General features: G+C 63.4%; 13 protein-coding genes. 2 read left to right on the top strand and 11 right to left on the bottom strand.

Going from position 1 to position 15,598, the window contains the following annotated elements:
• Positions 1 to 44 precede the first annotated feature (44 nt).
• Both NKI21_RS09425 and NKI21_RS09420 read right to left on the bottom strand, forming a co-directional pair.
• A complete protein-coding gene (locus NKI21_RS09425; RefSeq protein ID WP_245273042.1) occupies positions 45 to 842 on the bottom strand; it encodes a DUF427 domain-containing protein in 798 nt (265 codons plus the stop codon).
• Positions 843 to 931: 89 nt separating this feature from the next.
• Positions 932 to 2,587, bottom strand: coding sequence for an ABC transporter substrate-binding protein (locus tag NKI21_RS09420; protein WP_023808721.1), 1,656 nt, complete (start codon positions 2,585 to 2,587; stop codon positions 932 to 934).
• Positions 2,588 to 2,700: 113 nt separating this feature from the next.
• Here NKI21_RS09420 and NKI21_RS09415 point away from each other — a divergent pair, with 113 nt between their 5' ends.
• The gene (locus NKI21_RS09415; protein WP_023808720.1) at positions 2,701 to 3,603 is read left to right on the top strand and encodes a LysR family transcriptional regulator; all 903 of its coding nucleotides are present in this window, start codon (positions 2,701 to 2,703) and stop codon (positions 3,601 to 3,603) included.
• 26 nt (positions 3,604 to 3,629) lie between these two features.
• Here the strand turns inward: NKI21_RS09415 and NKI21_RS09410 are convergent, their stop codons facing one another.
• The 8 genes from NKI21_RS09410 to NKI21_RS09375 all read right to left on the bottom strand — a co-directional run bounded on the left by NKI21_RS09410 (position 3,630) and on the right by NKI21_RS09375 (position 13,381).
• A complete protein-coding gene (locus NKI21_RS09410) occupies positions 3,630 to 5,672 on the bottom strand; it encodes a dipeptide ABC transporter ATP-binding protein (protein ID WP_352440024.1) in 2,043 nt (680 codons plus the stop codon).
• On the bottom strand, positions 5,665 to 6,543 hold the full coding sequence (locus tag NKI21_RS09405) for an ABC transporter permease (protein WP_352440023.1): 879 nt from the start codon (positions 6,541 to 6,543) through the stop codon (positions 5,665 to 5,667). Before NKI21_RS09405 ends, NKI21_RS09410 begins: the two co-directional genes overlap by 8 nt.
• Positions 6,540 to 7,493 (bottom strand): ABC transporter permease, encoded by a 954-nt coding sequence (locus NKI21_RS09400; RefSeq protein WP_352440115.1) that lies wholly within the window; start codon positions 7,491 to 7,493, stop codon positions 6,540 to 6,542. The genes NKI21_RS09405 and NKI21_RS09400 overlap by 4 nt, the downstream gene beginning before the upstream one ends.
• A 71-nt stretch (positions 7,494 to 7,564) precedes the next feature.
• Positions 7,565 to 9,229 (bottom strand): ABC transporter substrate-binding protein, encoded by a 1,665-nt coding sequence (locus tag NKI21_RS09395; protein ID WP_352440022.1) that lies wholly within the window; start codon positions 9,227 to 9,229, stop codon positions 7,565 to 7,567.
• Positions 9,230 to 9,466: 237 nt separating this feature from the next.
• The gene (locus NKI21_RS09390; RefSeq protein WP_352440021.1) at positions 9,467 to 10,651 is read right to left on the bottom strand and encodes a mandelate racemase/muconate lactonizing enzyme family protein; all 1,185 of its coding nucleotides are present in this window, start codon (positions 10,649 to 10,651) and stop codon (positions 9,467 to 9,469) included.
• 1 nt (position 10,652) lies between these two features.
• A complete protein-coding gene (locus tag NKI21_RS09385; protein WP_352440020.1) occupies positions 10,653 to 11,759 on the bottom strand; it encodes a mandelate racemase/muconate lactonizing enzyme family protein in 1,107 nt (368 codons plus the stop codon).
• A 34-nt stretch (positions 11,760 to 11,793) separates the two neighbouring features.
• Positions 11,794 to 12,486: a GntR family transcriptional regulator gene (locus tag NKI21_RS09380; protein ID WP_023808713.1), complete on the bottom strand. Its 693-nt coding sequence runs from the start codon at positions 12,484 to 12,486 to the stop codon at positions 11,794 to 11,796.
• Positions 12,487 to 12,592: 106 nt separating this feature from the next.
• On the bottom strand, positions 12,593 to 13,381 hold the full coding sequence (locus tag NKI21_RS09375; protein WP_023808712.1) for a HalD/BesD family halogenase: 789 nt from the start codon (positions 13,379 to 13,381) through the stop codon (positions 12,593 to 12,595).
• A gap of 102 nt (positions 13,382 to 13,483) precedes the next feature.
• Between NKI21_RS09375 and NKI21_RS09370 the strand changes: the two genes are divergently transcribed.
• Positions 13,484 to 14,416, top strand: coding sequence for a LysR substrate-binding domain-containing protein (locus tag NKI21_RS09370; protein WP_352865352.1), 933 nt, complete (start codon positions 13,484 to 13,486; stop codon positions 14,414 to 14,416).
• A 22-nt stretch (positions 14,417 to 14,438) separates the two neighbouring features.
• On the opposite strand, the gene NKI21_RS09365 is transcribed toward NKI21_RS09370, so the two are convergent.
• A complete protein-coding gene (locus NKI21_RS09365) occupies positions 14,439 to 15,590 on the bottom strand; it encodes an efflux RND transporter periplasmic adaptor subunit (RefSeq protein ID WP_352440018.1) in 1,152 nt (383 codons plus the stop codon).
• Positions 15,591 to 15,598 lie beyond the last annotated feature (8 nt).

Below are 15,598 nucleotides of genomic sequence, written 5' to 3'. Positions count from 1 at the left end.
AGCCGTGTTTCGATCAAGCGCCCGCGCGCAGGCGGCGTCGATGCTCAGAAATAACCGCTCGACGCGGCCGTGGCTTCCTTCGGGATTTCGACGCCGTCGACCAGGATCTTGTCGACCAGTTCGTGGTGGAAGCAGACCAGCCCCTTGATGCGCTCTGCCTCGTGCACCGGTTCCGGATAATACCAGACGAGGTTCTCGTGACGTTTGGCCTTCGTCGTCACGTGATAATAGCTGGAGATGCCCTTGTAAGGACAACGCGAGATGTAGCGGCTGGGCGCGAACATATCGAGCCGCGTGTCGGCGATCGGCAGATAGTGGCGCACCGGATGGCCGGTCTCGAACAGGAACACGCCGCGGCGTGAATCGGCGACCTGTTCGCCGTCGAGGATGACCTGCACGCGCCGCGACGACGGCAGGCAGTCGATCCGGCGGAACGGATCGCGGGCGTGGACGAAGATCTCCTCGTCCTCCTCGAACCAGTGGCCCATCTTGCTCCAGGTGAACGACATGTAGTCCGATATAGGCGGACAGCCCTTGACCGGATCGAGATAGCGCCAGGCCGCGTCCTCGACCAGCGTGATGCCGGTGTTGAGCGAGTAGTGGGTGGCTGTGCCCTTGAACGGATCCTCTGTCGTGGTCTTGCTCGGCAGCAGGAATTCCTCGCGAACGTCGCCGATCGGGAAATAGTAGACCGGCAGGTGATCGGATTCGTAGAACACCAAGGCATTGGTCGTATCGGCCACGGTCATCGACCCCACCTGCACACGCAGTCGCTTCTGCGTCGGCATGGTGAAGGCTATGTAGCCCGGCTCGAATTCATACTGCACGAGGGTGTCCAGCAAGGGAAAATGCGGCCCACGGCCGCGCAAATGAGGCTTGCGAATGGTAGTCTCCCGTTTTGTTTCTTTTGTCATCGGGCGTTGGGGCACGATCAGCTCAACGACACGCGGTCGAGCAGCAGGCCGGCCGCGATCGGCGGCAGGCCGCTGACATTCTTGCGCACCGGCACCAGCAGATCGGGGAAATAGCTGAAGATGACAGGCGTCTCGTCGAGCAGCAGTTTCTGGATGTCGGAGGCGGCGGCGCGCTGCGCGCCGACATCGAGCGCCTTGAGATAGCTGGTGACCATGCCGTCATAGGCCGGGCTCTTGAAATGCGCCGCGTTCCACGGGCCGTCGCTGACCAGCGGGCTCTTGAGAAACACGTTCGGCACGCTGCGATGCGCGTAATCGGTAATGCCGAGCGGGCTGTCCAGCCAGTCCGACTGGCCGAACACCGCCTTGCCGTAATATTTGTCCTGGTCCTCGATGTTGAGCGAGATGCGGGCACCGATTTCCTTGGCGAAATTCTGGAACAATTGCGCATAGCCCGGAATGTCGGAATAGCGCAGCGTGGTCAGCGTGATGTCGAAGCCTTCGGCGAGACCCGCCGCCTCGAGCAACTGCTTGGCCTTGGCGATCTCCTGGACGCGTTGCGGCACCGACTTGTCGGTCGCAGGGAAGGCCGGCGCGAACGGGCTGTCATTCCCGGTCGCCGCCATGCCGCGGCACAAGCCGTCGACCAGCTTGGAGCGGTCGATGCACAGCGCCAGCGCCTGGCGTACGCGCTTGTCGGTGAACGGGCCGGTGTCGCAGCGCATGTGAAGCTGGCGGTGCGCGGTCGAAGCGACACGCAACACGGTGATATCAGGACTGTTCAGCACGACCTGGCTGACATCGAGCGGAACAGCATCGAGAATGTCGACCTCGCCCGCCTGCAGCGCCAGGATGCGCGGTTGCACGTCACCGTAGAACTTGAACTCGAGCCGGTCGGGCAGCGCTTTCTCACCCCAATAGTCTGGGTTGCGGATGAAGGTCGCGCCGACCTTCGGCGTGTAGGTCTCCAGCCGGAACGGCCCGGTGCCTTCAAACGTCTTTTCGTAGTCGCCCTTGTAGCTCGCCGGCAGGATGACGGCGTTATAGTTGTCGATCGACACCGAATAGGGAAAGCTGCCATTCGGCGCATCGAGATGGAAGGCGACGGTGTGGTCGTCGACCTTCCGGGTGCCGCCCTTCGACAGCAGCCCCTTGAACACCGACAGCGCGTTGGAGGCACCGTTGGGGTCGGCCAGCCGATCGAAGGTTGCGACGACGTCGTCGGCCTTGAAGTCCTCGCCATTGTGGAATTTCACGCCCTTGCGCAGCTTGAAGGTCCAGATGCTGCCGTCCTCGTTCGGCGCCCAGCTTTCCGCCAGCACCGGCTTCAAGGTGAGGTCCGGCTGCGTGATGCAGAGAAACTCGGCGGTCTGGAAAACCAGCTGATAGCTGCCGCTGTCATAGTAGGTGACGGGATCGATGGCGCCGCCCGGCGTCGCCACGCCGGCGCGCACCGTGCCGCCCGGCTTGCCCTCGGCGCGTGCCTGCTGTGTACCGAAGCCAACTGCTGCGACAAGGCTGCCCAGGAACGGCAGGGAGAGGCCAAGCACGCTGCCATGGCGCAGGAAGTCGCGCCGGCCCATCCTGCCGGCCAGCAATTCGTCGACAGCGGAATTTTCGATTGCAGTGAGCGTTCTGCGAGCGTTGTCGATCATCCGGAAATGCTTGGGCATGGCTGGATTCCTCGCTTGTCTTGGGATTCAGTCATCTAGTTCATTGTTGACTGCCGCCGGAAAGCGATATTTTTTGATAGGGGTCATCGAAATTTTCGATGCAAGAGGTGGGTATGGACACTGAGAATCTGCGCAGCTTTCTCGAAGTCGCCACCCATGGCAGCTTTACCGTCGCGGCCAGCCGGCTCAACCTCGCCCAGTCCACGGTCAGTGCGCGGATCAGGGGACTGGAGGATCAGTTGGGACGCCGGCTGTTCGTGCGCGACCGCGATGGCGTCACGCTGACGCCGGCCGGCCGGCAATTCCTGCCGCACGCATCGTCCATCACCCGCACCTGGGAGCAATCACGGCAGGATATCGCCGTTCCCGATGGCTACGAAACCTTGCTGCGGCTGACCGCGCCGGCCTATCTCTGGGACCGCATCACCTCGCCCTGGGTCGAGTGGATGCGCGCCAGGCGGCCGAACGTGGCGCTGCGGCTTGAAGGCAGTTTCCCGGATCTGGCGATCGACCAGCTGGCAGAAGGCCTGCTCGACATCTGCATCCTCTATCTTCCGCGACCGCATCCCGGCATTGTCTACGAGACGCTGGCCGTCGATCAGGTCGTGCTCGTCCAGCACGCCGCACAGACCAAGCCATGGACCGAAAACTATATCCTGATGGACTGGGGACTGGAATTCCGCATCGAGCACGACCGCGCCTTTGCCGGCATGGTCAAGCCGGCCATATCGGCCGGGCTGGTCTTCATCGGCCTCCAGCATGTCCTGTCGCAGCAAGCCGCCGCCTATCTGCCGCTCAGCGCCGTCAGCGGCCATATCGAGCGCGGTGAGATGCGGCGCATCGACAACACACCGGTATTCCAGCGGCCAATCTACCTCGCCTATCCCTCGAATCCCGTGTCTTCGGATGTCCTGGATGTCGCGCTCACCGGGCTGCGCACGCTGGCCAGGGACTGGGCTGAAGTTCAGGGCTTTTCGGAAGGTGACCGTTCCCTCGGCATGGCCGGGCAGATCTGACCGGCCAAGCCACGCGAGCGACAGCGCTATGCCGGCTCGGTTGCGACCGCCCTCTGCAGCCTAGCCAGTTCGGCGTAAGGAATGTGGCAGCGGATCGAATGGCCGGGCTGGGCTTCGCTGAGTGGCGGCTCCTGCTGTTCGCAGATCGGGCCGATCTTGCGCGGGCAACGCGTGTGGAACACGCAGCCCGACGGCGGGTTGGTGGCGCTGGGGATTTCGCCATCGAGACGAATACGCGCCGTCTCGGTCTGGTCGAGTTTGGGCACGGCCGACAGCAGCGCTTCGGTATAGGGATGATGCGGGCCGGAAAAGACGTCTTCCGACGGTCCTAGTTCCATGATGCGGCCGAGATAAAGTACGGCGATCTTGTCGGAGAGGTAACGCACCACGGCAAGGTCGTGCGAGATGAAGATGTAGCTGACGTCTTCCTTGGATTGCAGGTCGGCGAGCAGATTGAGGATCGCTGCCTGTACCGACACGTCGAGCGCCGAGGTCGGCTCGTCGCAGACGACGATGCGCGGATCGCCAGCGAAGGCGCGCGCGATGGCAACGCGCTGCTTCAGGCCGCCCGAAAGCTGGCGTGGCTTGACGGCAAGATGCCGGTCTGTGAGCCGCACCGAGCGGACGAGGTCGTTGAGACGAGCCTCCAGCGCCTTGCCGGAGAGGCCCGCCAGCCGCTTCAGCGCGCGGCCGATCAGGTGGCGGATCGAATGCGAGCGGTTGAGTGCGGAATCCGGATTCTGGAAGACGATCTGCATCGCCTTGATCTGGTCGTCGCTGCGGTTCTCCAGCCGTGGCGCCAGCGCCTTGCCTTCCAGCTCGATGGTGCCGCCTGCGTCTGGCGGCACCAGGCCGAGCAGCAGCCTGGCAAAGGTCGTCTTGCCGCTGCCGGACTCGCCGACCAGCCCGAGCGTCTCGCCGGGTCTGAGATCAAGCGAGACGTCCTTGACGGCGCGCAGTGCATGGCCGTGGCTGGCATAGGTCTTGTTCAGCCCGGCGACGCGCAGCACCGGTGCTGCTGCCACCTTTGGCGCCGGCGCCACATCGCTCGGTGTCGCACGCGGCAACGCTTGCGCCTTGTCGTGATAGTGGCAGCGTGACAAGCGCCTCCCGCGTTCGTCACTCAGATCATAGAGCGGCGGCAATTCGGTGCGGCAACGGTCGTCGGCGAGCGCGCAGCGGTCGGCGAAGGCGCAGCCCTTGATGTCGGCCCCGATGCCGGGCAGAAACCCCGGAATGGTGTCGAGGCGGCCCTGATCCTTGCGCTGGCCACCGCGCGGCAGGCAGCGCAGCAGCGCCACCGTGTAGGGATGGCGCGGATCGTTGAACACGACCTCCGTCGGCCCTTCCTCGACCAGCATGCCGGCATAGAGCACGCCAACCCGGTCGCACATGTTGGAAACGACCGCGAGGTTGTGGCTGATGAACAGGATAGAGGCCGACAGTTCCTGCCTGAGCTGTGCGATCAGGTCGAGCACTTCGGCCTCCACCGTCGCATCGAGGCCGGTGGTCGGCTCGTCGAGGATCAGCATCGACGGATCGTTGGCCAGCGCCATGGCAATCGCCACGCGTTGCTGCATGCCGCCGGAAAGCTGGTGCGGGTAGCGCTGCATGACGCTGACGGGGTCGGAGATGCGCACGCGGTTCAGCATCGCAATCGCCCGGTCGGTGGCCGCTTGTCCCGAAATGCCGCCGAGTTCAAAAATCTCGGTCAGCTGACGGCCGACGCGGATCGACGGATTCAGCGCCTTGCCCGGGTCCTGATAGACCATGGAGACGCTTTCCGCGCGCGCCCGCCTGAGCGCCTCGGCGTCCAGCTTCATCACATTCTGGCCATCGAGGGAGATGGCGCCGCCGGTGATCGAACCGTTTCTAGGAAGATAACGCACGACAGTGAGCGCCACTGTCGACTTGCCGCAACCGGATTCGCCGACCAGACCGTAGGCTTCGCCCTGGCCGATGCTGAGGCTGAGGTTGCGCAGCACGGCGCGATTGCGGCCGGCGACGCGGTAGGCAACCGAAAGATCGGTGAGTTCGAGTGCGTTTCCGGCCTTGGCGGAGTTAGTCATTGAGCGCTCCGTGAACGCCGTCGGCCGCCAGATTGACGCCGATCACCAGCGAAGCGATGGCGAGCGCATCGAACAGCACCGTCCACCAGAAGCCGCCGCCGATCATGCCGTAATTGTTGGAGATCGACAGCCCCCAGTCGGGCGAGGGCGGCTGGATGCCAAAGCCCATGAAGGAGAGCGTGGCGACGGCGAAAATGGCATAGCCGAGCCGCACGGTGGTTTCGACCAGGATCGGCGGGATGACGTTGGGCAGGATCTCGACGAACATTGTATGCAGCGCACTTTCATGCCGAAGCTGTGCGGCGGCGACATAGTCGAGTTCGCGCTCGGCCAGCACCGCCGAGCGCACGGTGCGCGCGATGATCGGCGCGAAGCTCAGGCCGATGACGACGATGACGGTCGTCTTCGAGGTGCCGAGCGCAACGATGGCCAGCAGCGCGACGATGACCACCGGGATCGCCATGAAGGCTTCCAGGATGCGGCTGACGACATCGTCGACGAGACCGCGAAAATAGCCGGTAAGGAGGCCGAGCGCCGTGCCGGCCACTGTCGCCAGCAAGGTTGCCAGCGGTGCGACGGTCAGGATGTCGCGCGAACCGACGATGACGCGCGAGAAGACGTCGCGGCCGATCTGGTCGGTGCCGAACCAGTGTTCGGAAGAGGGCGGCGCCAGCGCGTTGATGATGTCGTCCGCAAGTGGATCATAAGGTGCGAAATGCTCGCCGAACAGCGCACAGGCAACCCAGAACAGCACGATGGCGAAACCAACAAGGAATGTTCGGGAGCGCAACAGCGAGAAAAAGACCTCCGCCAGCGGGCCGCGCCGGCGCGTGTCGTCTGGTGTCGGAGAGCTGGTTTGGACGGCGCTCATTGATCTGACCCCAGACGGATACGCGGATTGAGCACGGAATAGAGGAAGTCGGCGACAAGGGTGGCCACGGCATAGACAATGCCGATGGTGAGGATGCCCGACTCCAGCATCGGGAAATCCTTGCCGCGCGCGGCGGTGAAGATCAGCGACCCGATTCCCTGATAGCGAAACAGCGTTTCGATGACGACAAGGCCGCCGATGAGGTAGCCGGTCTGCGTCGCGATGACAGTGATGGTCGGCAGCAGCGCGTTGCGCAGCACATGCCGCCAGATCACCGTGCGCCAGGGCAGGCCCTTCAGCACGGCCGTTCGCGTGTAGTCGGAATCGAGCGCCTCGATCATGCCGGAGCGTGCCATGCGGGCGATGTAGCCGAACAGCACCAGGAACAGCGGCAGCGAGGGCAGGATCAGGTAATAGAGCTGCGTGAAGAAGCCGGCATCGCGCGGCCATGCGGCCGAGATCGGCAGCCAGCGCAGCCACACGCCGAAGATCAGGATCAGGATGATGCCGGTGACGAATTCCGGCAGCACCGTCACCGACAGGCCGCCAAGGCTGATGATGCGATCGAGCGGCCGGTTGAGGTTGAGCGCTGCAATGACGCCGCCGAGAATGCCGATCGGCACCACCAGAACGAAGGCGACCGCCGCCAGCTTCATCGAATTGCCGAGCGCATCGATGACGAAAGGCGCGACCGGCGAGCGGAAGATGTAGGACGTGCCCATGTCGCCCTGGACGAAATTGGAGATCCAGCTCCAATACTGCGCCAGCAGCGGACGATCGACACCGAGCGTGTGATTGAGCGTGTCGACCGCGCGCTGGTCTGCGAACGGACCCAATATTGCGCGCCCGACATTGCCGGGCAGCACCTGGCCGCCCAGGAACACCATGATGCTGAGCAGGAACAGCGTGACGAGCGACAGCGAGACACGCCGGACAAGGAAGGAGAGAATGGCTAGGACTCCTTGTGGAGCCAGCCCCCATGCGGGAGCTGGCTGTTAGAGGATTGGCTTTTCCTTTCCGCTCAGGCCTTCGATGCCTTATCGAGGAACAGCTGCGACATGGCGGTCGGCTGTACGCCGGCCACGCCCTTCGCCGTCGCCGTCAGATAGTCGTAGAAATAGCCGAAGATGACAGGCGTTTCCTCGAGCAGCAGCTTCTGGATCTTGCCGGCGTCGGCCTTCTGCGCCTCGAGGTCAAGGGCCGCGATGTAGCTGGTCGCCAGCGCATCATAGTCCTTGTTCTTGAAGTGTGCCGCGTTCCAGGTGCCTTCACTCTTCAGCGGTGCCGCGAGATAGACATTCGGCACGCCGCGGTGACCATAGTCGGTGATGCCCATCACCGAATCCAGCCAGTTCGACTTGCCGAACACCGCGTCTCCGTAATAGCCGCTCTGGTCGAGGATATTGAGGTCGAGTTGAACACCGATCTCCTTGACCCAGTTCTGGATGAGCTGGGCGTATTCAGGGATTTCTAGGTAGCGTTCGGTGGTCAGGGTTATCTTGAAGCCCTGGCCAAAGCCGGCTGCTTCCATGAGCTGCTTGGCCTGGGCGATATCCTGCTTGCGTTGCGGCACGCTCGTATCGGTCGAAGGATAGACGGCGGCGAATGGGCTGTCATTGCCCAGAGCGGAGCGTCCCTTCATGAGGCCGGCGGCCAGCTTGTCGCGATCGAGGCAGAGCGCAATGGCACGGCGCACGCGCGCATCCTTCAACGGGCCCTCGTCGCAGCGCATGTGCAGTTGCTGATGGGCTGACGACTTCAAGCTGATGATGTCGACGTTCGGATCGTTGAGCAGAGCGACGCCGGCCAGCACCGGCATCTGGTTGATGATGTCGACCTGGCCGCCCTGCAGCGCCAGGATCTGCGGCTGCATGTCGGTGAAGAAGGTGAACTCGGTGCGTTCCGGCAGCGCCTTCGGCCCCCAATAGTCCTCGTTGCGGACGAAGGACGCACCGACCTTTGCCGTGTATTTCTCTATTCTGAACGGCCCGGTGCCGTCGAAGCTCTTTTCATAGTCGCCCTTGTAGCTCGCCGGGATGATGACGGCGTTATAGTTGTCGGACGACAGCATGTAGGGGAAGTTGCCGTTCGGCGCATCGAGGTGGAATTCCACCGTGTAGTCGTCGACCTTCTTCGAGGCGCCCTTCTGCAGGATGCCGGTGAACACCGACAGCGCATTGGACGAATTGGCCGGATCGGCAAGGCGGTCGATGCTGGCCACGACATCGTCGGCTTTCATCTCGCCGCCGCTGTGGAATTTTACGCCTTTGCGCAGCTTGAAGGTCCAAACGGTGCCATTGTCGTTCGGCTTCCAGCTTTCGGCCAAGGCCGGCTGAAGAACGAGGTCAGGGCCGTCGACGCAAAGGAATTCGGCAACCTGCTGCATGACCAGCAGGCCGCCTGCGTCAGCGATGGTGACCGGGTCGATTGTCGCTGCCGGCACGCTGCTGGCGACGCGGATGGTGGCGCCGGGCGCGCCTTGGGCGCGCGCCAGCGACGGCATGCCGCTGAGGCCGGCTGCCATGCCGATACGGCCCAGCAGCGGCAGCGACAGGCCGAGCAGGCTGCCGTGACGGACGAAGTCGCGGCGGCTGACACGACCGTCGACAAGGCCGTCGATCAGGTGATTTTCAAGCGGCGTGCGATTGCGCCGGATCAGGTCGAGAATGGTGTAGTTCTTGCTCATAGGTTTTTACCCTTTCCCCTATTTCTTATGGTTGACGAAATTTCGTGGATTGCTCCATTTCGGATCGCCAGAGAGGCCTGTCGATCGGAATCTTAGCATGCGGTTTTGCCCGGTATCTAGTCGTGGCACGGACGCGCCGGATTGCTGGCTGCACTGCTTCCATCGTCTTTGTCCAACCTTCCCGGCCGAAGTCGCGGTGGTTGGCTTCTCGTGCCTGGCCGTCGGTCTTGCCGTCATCTAGTTCAGCGGCAAACGGCGATAGGTTCCGGGCTTTGCCGGGTCATGATACTTGTTGCACGGTCCTTTCTCGGTAAAGTCTCTGTGACAGGCAGCGAGGTTTTCGCGCGATAAGGTGACGCCGAGACCGGGACCTTCCGGAACGCGCACGAAATTGTTTCTCGGCGAAAACGGCCCTTCCTCGGTGACATCCATCGGCAGCATGCGAAACAGCGACTGGTTAGGCTCCCTGATCCAGCCTAGTGCCGCGCACAGGTGCAGATAGGCGGCACTGCCGATGCCGCTGTCACCGCTGTAGCACCAGAAATCGATGCCGGCATGCTCGCAGGCGCCGACGAAGCGCAACAGCCGGCCTATGCCGCCATGCGTCGTCGGGTTGCCGACGAAGGCGTCCGGCACCTTGGTTTCCATGGCGCGCGCAATGTCGATGTTGTGGGTCGAAAACGGGATCGAGCAATGGCGCCGCAATTCGCGCATCTCCTCGATCGTCGCCACCGGATCCTCCCAGTTGCGCACGCCGAGGTCTTCCAGCGACCGCGCTAGGCGACGCGCGGTGCTGAGCGAATAGGCCTGGTTGGAATCGATGCGGATCATCGCATCGTCGCCGAGTTTCTTGCGGATCAGCTCGACCATCCTGAGCGAGATTTTCGGATCTTCGGTCGAGAACTTGCCTTCGAAGAAGGTCGTTCCATGCGTCTCGTGCAATTCGACGCAATAGTCGGCGACTTCCTCCGGCGTCGTCTCGCCCTTCACCTTTGGCCCGTCACCGCGCAGCGAAAAATAGTCGGTGAACGGGATGTCCTTGCGCACGGCGCCGCCGAGCAACTGGTAGAGCGGCTGGTTCCACGCCTTCCCGCGCAGGTCCCACAAAGCCATCTCGATGGCGCCGAAAGCCATGATGCGGGTGCGGTCGTTGATCGACTGCACGCCGGTCCAGAAGGGCAGGCAGACATGCTCGGCGCCGGCGATGTCGAAGGCATCGCGCCCGACCAGCCATGGCGCCAGGACATCGTTGATGATCGCGGCCGCCGCCGGCGTCGGCGCTTCGCCGAGGCCAATCAAGCCATCCTCCGTCTCGACTTCGACGATGGTCGGCGAAAATCCGTCGAGTTCGCCGAACACCCAGGCATAGGGCGCCTCGAGGCGCAAATTGATCGGCGTGGCTTTGATGCTGCGGATTTTCATCTCAGCGGCCGACTTCGAAGAAAGGCTTGCCCAGCAGATCGGGAACGACGTCGATACCGAGGCCCGGTCCGTCCGGAATGCCCATGCGGCTACCGGTGACCGGCGGCATGTTCGACGCCGTGCGCACCGTCACCCATTCATGGAAGGCGATGGCGTGCAGCCGGCGCTCCTCGGGCGTCGACAGCGACAGGTGTGCCATCGCAGCGGTGTCGATCTCGGCGCCACCAGTGTCCTCGACCGTGATCATGAAACCCAAATCGACGGCAACATCGCGGATCTGACGGGTCTTGGTCACGCCGCCCAGCCGCGAGATCTTCAGCGTTAGCCCGTCGGCCGCGCCCCGACGATGGATTTCCAGCATCTCCTCGAGCGAGGTGACGGATTCGTCGAGCACCATTGGCTTGTCGAGCATGCGGCGAACCGACATGTTCTCGTCGATCGTCGTACAGGGCTGCTCGAACGTGTAGTCGATGCTGCGCGTCGCGTCGGCAAACTGGCGCGCCTGGTAGGGGGTCCAGCCGGCGTTGGCATCGCAGAAGATGACCGTGCCTTTCGGCACCGAGGCGGCGACCGCGGCGACGCGTTCGATGTCGTCATGGACATTGCCGCCGACCTTGACCTGCAGCCGGTGGAAACCATCCTTGACGATGCGCTTGGCCAGCGCGGCCATGGCGTCGACGCTGCCGTGCGTGACGACCTTGTAGAGTTCGGCCGTCTCGCTCTCCTTGCCGCCCAGCAGCGTTACCAGCGGCACGTCGGCGGCTCGTGCCGCCAGATCCCAGCAGGCCATGTCGAGCGCCGACTTGATGTAGGAATGGCCCTTGAACACCGTATCCATCAGCCGCCCGATGCTTGCCAGCCCGCGCGGATCGTGGCCGATAAGGTGCGGCGCGATTTCGGGCACGCCGGCGCGGGTGCCGGCCGGGAAGGCTGCCGAATAGAAATTGCCGAGCGGCGCCATCTCGCCCCAGCCGGTAAGGCCGCTGTCGGAGGTGATCGACACGATCACCGCGTCGAATGCGTCGGCTTCGCGCCCCTTCGACATGCGGTATGGCCCGTCCACGAAGGGCTGCACGACGTGGTAGGCCTTGATGGTTTCGATCTGCACGTGTCTTGTCCGCTGTCTGTGAGTTGGGAACGGGTCAGGCGCCCCTCGACGGGCGTTGTTCGAGGCCGCGCGCGTAGGCAAGCAACTCCTCGAAATCGAGATCGATGTGCTCCCTGGCATGGCGCTGGGCGGCACGCATGTCCTTGCCCTTCAGCAACCGCACATAGGTTTCGTGAACGTCTTCGGCCGGAACCGGCTCATTGCGGGCATGTTGGTGGAGCGCAAAATACATCTGCAGCCGGCTGGTCAGCCGTTGCCAGGTTTCCAGCAGCACCGAATTGTCGGCCCATTCGTAGATCAGGCCATGCAGTTGCAGCGCGGTTTCGATTTGGCGTGTCGTGTCCAACGCACGGGTCGCCTGCTTCACGGCTTCGTGGCGCCGGTCGAGCTCGTCGAAGAAGCGTTGGTCGCGCAGCGGCCACGCCCGCTCGATGGCCAGCTCGTCCATCACCTTGTTGAACGAATAGGCATCGTCGATGTCCTTGGCTGTGACCTCGATGACAAAGGTGCCGGCATAGGGAATGCTGGTCAGGATGCCTTCCTGCACCAGCTCGCGCATTGCCTCGCGCAACGGCGCGCGGCTGACCCGCATTTGTTCGGAAATCCGCAGCTCGTTGAGCTTCTGGCCGGGTGCGAGCTGCCCGGTCAGGATCGCGCGCCGCAACAGCGCGACGATCTCGGCGCGTCGCGTCGTGTCCGCAATCGGACTGAAATCCGCTTTCGCCATTCGGCCGCTCCCAGGGAAATCGAAAGCAAGACAAGCAGATTGTCGACAATCTAACAAGAGGTCATCTTCGGATTCTTGGGGCCGCTGGCATATTGCCTCTTCGGTCTCAGGCGGCGCGGCCGTAGAAGCCGACGCGCTCCTCGGCGCTGAACATCACGCCGGGCTTCTCATAGTAGGAAAACACCGCGATCATGCGCTCTCGCTCGCCTTCGACGGTGGTGACGCGATGCGCGGTGTTCTTGCCGCGGAAGACATTGAGTGTGCCCGGTTTCATGCACAGGATCTTGGAATCGGGGTCGCGCCCTTCCAGCAGCCTTGCGACGCCGTCATAGTTGGGATTGTCGTCCGACCTCAGATCGGTGCGGTATTCGAGGTCGCCGCCACGCTCCGCTGCCTGCAACAACAGCGTCGTCGTGAATTCGGAACGATCGAAATGCCAGTTCAAAGCCTCGCCGGCGCGATAGGCCATGACGTTGGTACGGGCCAGGGGATCCTGCATGACATGCAATCTGGGCTTGCCCATCGTCGCTGCCAGGAAGCGCAGTAGCGGTTCGTATTCGTAGATGGCGAGCACGACACTGCCAGGAATCTGGTCGGCACAGACGGTGTGACTGATGGTCTCCACCTTGCGCAGCGCCGGATGGTCGGGTGCAAGCTCGGGAATGTCAGGCTTGAAGTAGATGTTGTGCATGCGCTTGTGCGCATGCGAGCGCGCGGCCATCACCGGCTGGATTTCGCGCACGGCTTGTTCCGCCACGCCGGGGCGCAAAAACCCTTCCAGATTGAACATGCCGTCGGCTTCGAGCGCGGCGACGGATTGTTCGACAAGGCGCTGCCATTCGGCGCTGCCTTCGCGGTCGAGCGGATAGCGGTTGAGATCGAGGATGTCTTTCATCGTCATGGCTCCGAAGGTTGTGAGCTTATGAGACGGCAAAAAAATCTTTCTCTCAACGTCGAAAATAGTTAGGATTGGCCAAGAAAAACTTACGGACTCGATGTGGAACGGTTGCCGCCGCTGAATGCGATCAAGGCTTTCGAGGTTGCGGCGCGTGCCGGCAGCTTCACTTTGGCCGCCTCTGAACTCGGCGTATCGTCGGCGGCGGTCAGCCAGCAGATCCGCAACCTCGAGAGCTGGTTCGGCAAGCAGCTGTTTGTGCGTAGCGGCAATCGCATCGCGCTCACCGACGCCGGCCACGCCATCTATCCGCAGACAGCGAAAGCTTTGGGAGACATCGCCACCATAGGCCAGCGCATGCTGGAGGGCGGGGTGCGGACGCGTCTGGTCGTCAGTGTGCCATTCTCGTTGGCCGAACTGTGGCTGGCGCCGAGGCTGGCGGTACTTCTCGATGCCTTTCCGCAGATGGCGATCGACGTTCGGGTCGAGGACGATCCGGTCGACCTGATGCGCCAGAACATCGATCTGCGCATCAGCTATGGCGACTATCACTATCCCGGGCTGAAACTTGTTCGTCTCGTCCATGACGATGTCCTGCCGGTCTGTGCACCGGAATTCTGGCACCGGCACGGCAATGGCGATCCCAGTCTGGCGGATTTGCACGAGAGCCAGTTCATCCACACCAATTGGGGGCCGAACTATGCCTCGCACCCGACCTGGGCGGACTGGTTCGCGGCATCCGGCGGCAGTCGCTCGCCCGACCCGTCGCACGGGCGGCGCGTCGGCCTGTCCAGCCTGGCGATCGCCTCGGCAAGACTGGGTCTGGGCATCGCCCTTGGCCAGCGGGTCATGGCGCGCGCCGATCTGGAGGCCGGTCGGCTGATTGCGCTCTCCTCCGTCTCGGTGCGCCTCGGGCATCCCTACTGTGCGTTTATGCCGCCGGCCAAGGCCGACCGCGCCGATGTTGCCGGTCTGGTGGAACTGCACCGGCGCGCGGGGCCCGGTACCTGGGGTACGGTGGGGGCGCCGCGCTGAAGCCGGGTCCTGACGGGGGTGTTCAGGTGGCCGGCTTTTCCGGTATCGGCGATACAGGCGCTCCGGGTCCGATCTTCTGCAGATTGCCCGTGATCACCTGGTCGCCCTCGGCGACGCCGCTGAGGATGGCGACCTGATCGCCGCTCGTCGGTCCTAGCGAAACCAGCCGCTGGTCGACGGTGTTGCCCTTGCCGACGACATAGAGATATTTGCCGAGCTGGCTCGAGCCCAGCGCCGTCTGCGGCACCATCAGCGCGTCGGCCTGCTCTCTCACATGCAGCCGGACACGAACATATTGGCCCGGCAGCAGCGTGAACTTGCCATTGCCGATCGTCGCGCGCGCGGTGATGGTGCCGGTCGAGCGGTCGATCGAATTGTCGATGAAGGTAAGCTCACCCTTTTGGCTGGCCTCGGTCTGGCCGGGGAGCAGGACCTCCACTTCGATCGGGCCGTTGGCACGGGCTTGCTCGATCTCGGCCAGATCCGTCTCGCTCGGGTTGAAGGTGACGTAGATCGGGTCGAGCTGCACCAGCGTGTTGAGCACGGTACCGGCAACGCTGACCAGCGTTCCGACCGAGGCCTGGTTGCGGCCCAGGCGCCCGCCAAACGGCGCGCGGATTTCGGCATAGCCCAGATTGAGCTCTGCCGTGCGGACCGCCGCCTGGTTGACCGCCAGCGACGCCTGCGCTTCGCGCAAGGTGCTGGTGCGCTGGTCGAACCCGTCCTTGGCGAGGTAGCCGCTCTTGGCGAGCTCGGTGCCGCGACCGAGATTGGACCGGGCATAGTCGAGCGTCGCCGTGTCGCGCTGCACTTGCGCCTTGGCCTGGTCGAGAGCCGCCTGGAAGTCGTCAGGCGAGATCTTGTAGAGAAGGTCGCCTTGCCGGACATCGACACCGTCGTCGGCGGCCTGCTCCTGCAGATAGCCTGGAATCCTGGCCTGCAAGGTGATGCTGCGGATCGGTTCCGTCCGCGCGGCGTAGTCCAGGTAGATCGGGATCGTCTTCTTGACGACGCTGACCACCGGCACCGGCATGACGAATGCCGCCGGAGCAGGCGTCGCTGCGGCCGTGCCGGCATTGAGGCTGAGATTGCCCATGTCGAGCAGGTGGACGCTGGCCACCGAGATCGCTCCCAGTGCGACGGCCGTTCCCAACGCGATTTTCCATTTACGCATGATCAGTC

Origin of the sequence: Mesorhizobium sp. M0715 (assembly GCF_040320355.1) — a bacterium.
Taxonomy (GTDB): domain Bacteria; phylum Pseudomonadota; class Alphaproteobacteria; order Rhizobiales; family Rhizobiaceae; genus Mesorhizobium.
Note: the sequence above shows the minus strand (reverse complement) of the source record. Positions and strands in the feature narration are given on the sequence as shown.

Excerpts from the sequence above, each read along its gene's own strand:
- NKI21_RS09420 (WP_023808721.1), bottom strand. The coding sequence starts at position 2,587 with ATGCCCAAGCATTTCCGGATGATCGACAACGCTCGCAGAACGCTCACT.
- NKI21_RS09415 (WP_023808720.1), top strand. The coding sequence starts at position 2,701 with ATGGACACTGAGAATCTGCGCAGCTTTCTCGAAGTCGCCACCCATGGC.
- NKI21_RS09410 (WP_352440024.1), bottom strand. The coding sequence starts at position 5,672 with ATGACTAACTCCGCCAAGGCCGGAAACGCACTCGAACTCACCGATCTT.
- NKI21_RS09405 (WP_352440023.1), bottom strand. The coding sequence starts at position 6,543 with ATGAGCGCCGTCCAAACCAGCTCTCCGACACCAGACGACACGCGCCGG.
- NKI21_RS09395 (WP_352440022.1), bottom strand. The coding sequence starts at position 9,229 with ATGAGCAAGAACTACACCATTCTCGACCTGATCCGGCGCAATCGCACG.
- NKI21_RS09390 (WP_352440021.1), bottom strand. The coding sequence starts at position 10,651 with ATGAAAATCCGCAGCATCAAAGCCACGCCGATCAATTTGCGCCTCGAG.
- NKI21_RS09380 (WP_023808713.1), bottom strand. The coding sequence starts at position 12,486 with ATGGCGAAAGCGGATTTCAGTCCGATTGCGGACACGACGCGACGCGCC.
- NKI21_RS09375 (WP_023808712.1), bottom strand. The coding sequence starts at position 13,381 with ATGAAAGACATCCTCGATCTCAACCGCTATCCGCTCGACCGCGAAGGC.
- NKI21_RS09365 (WP_352440018.1), bottom strand. The coding sequence starts at position 15,590 with ATGCGTAAATGGAAAATCGCGTTGGGAACGGCCGTCGCACTGGGAGCG.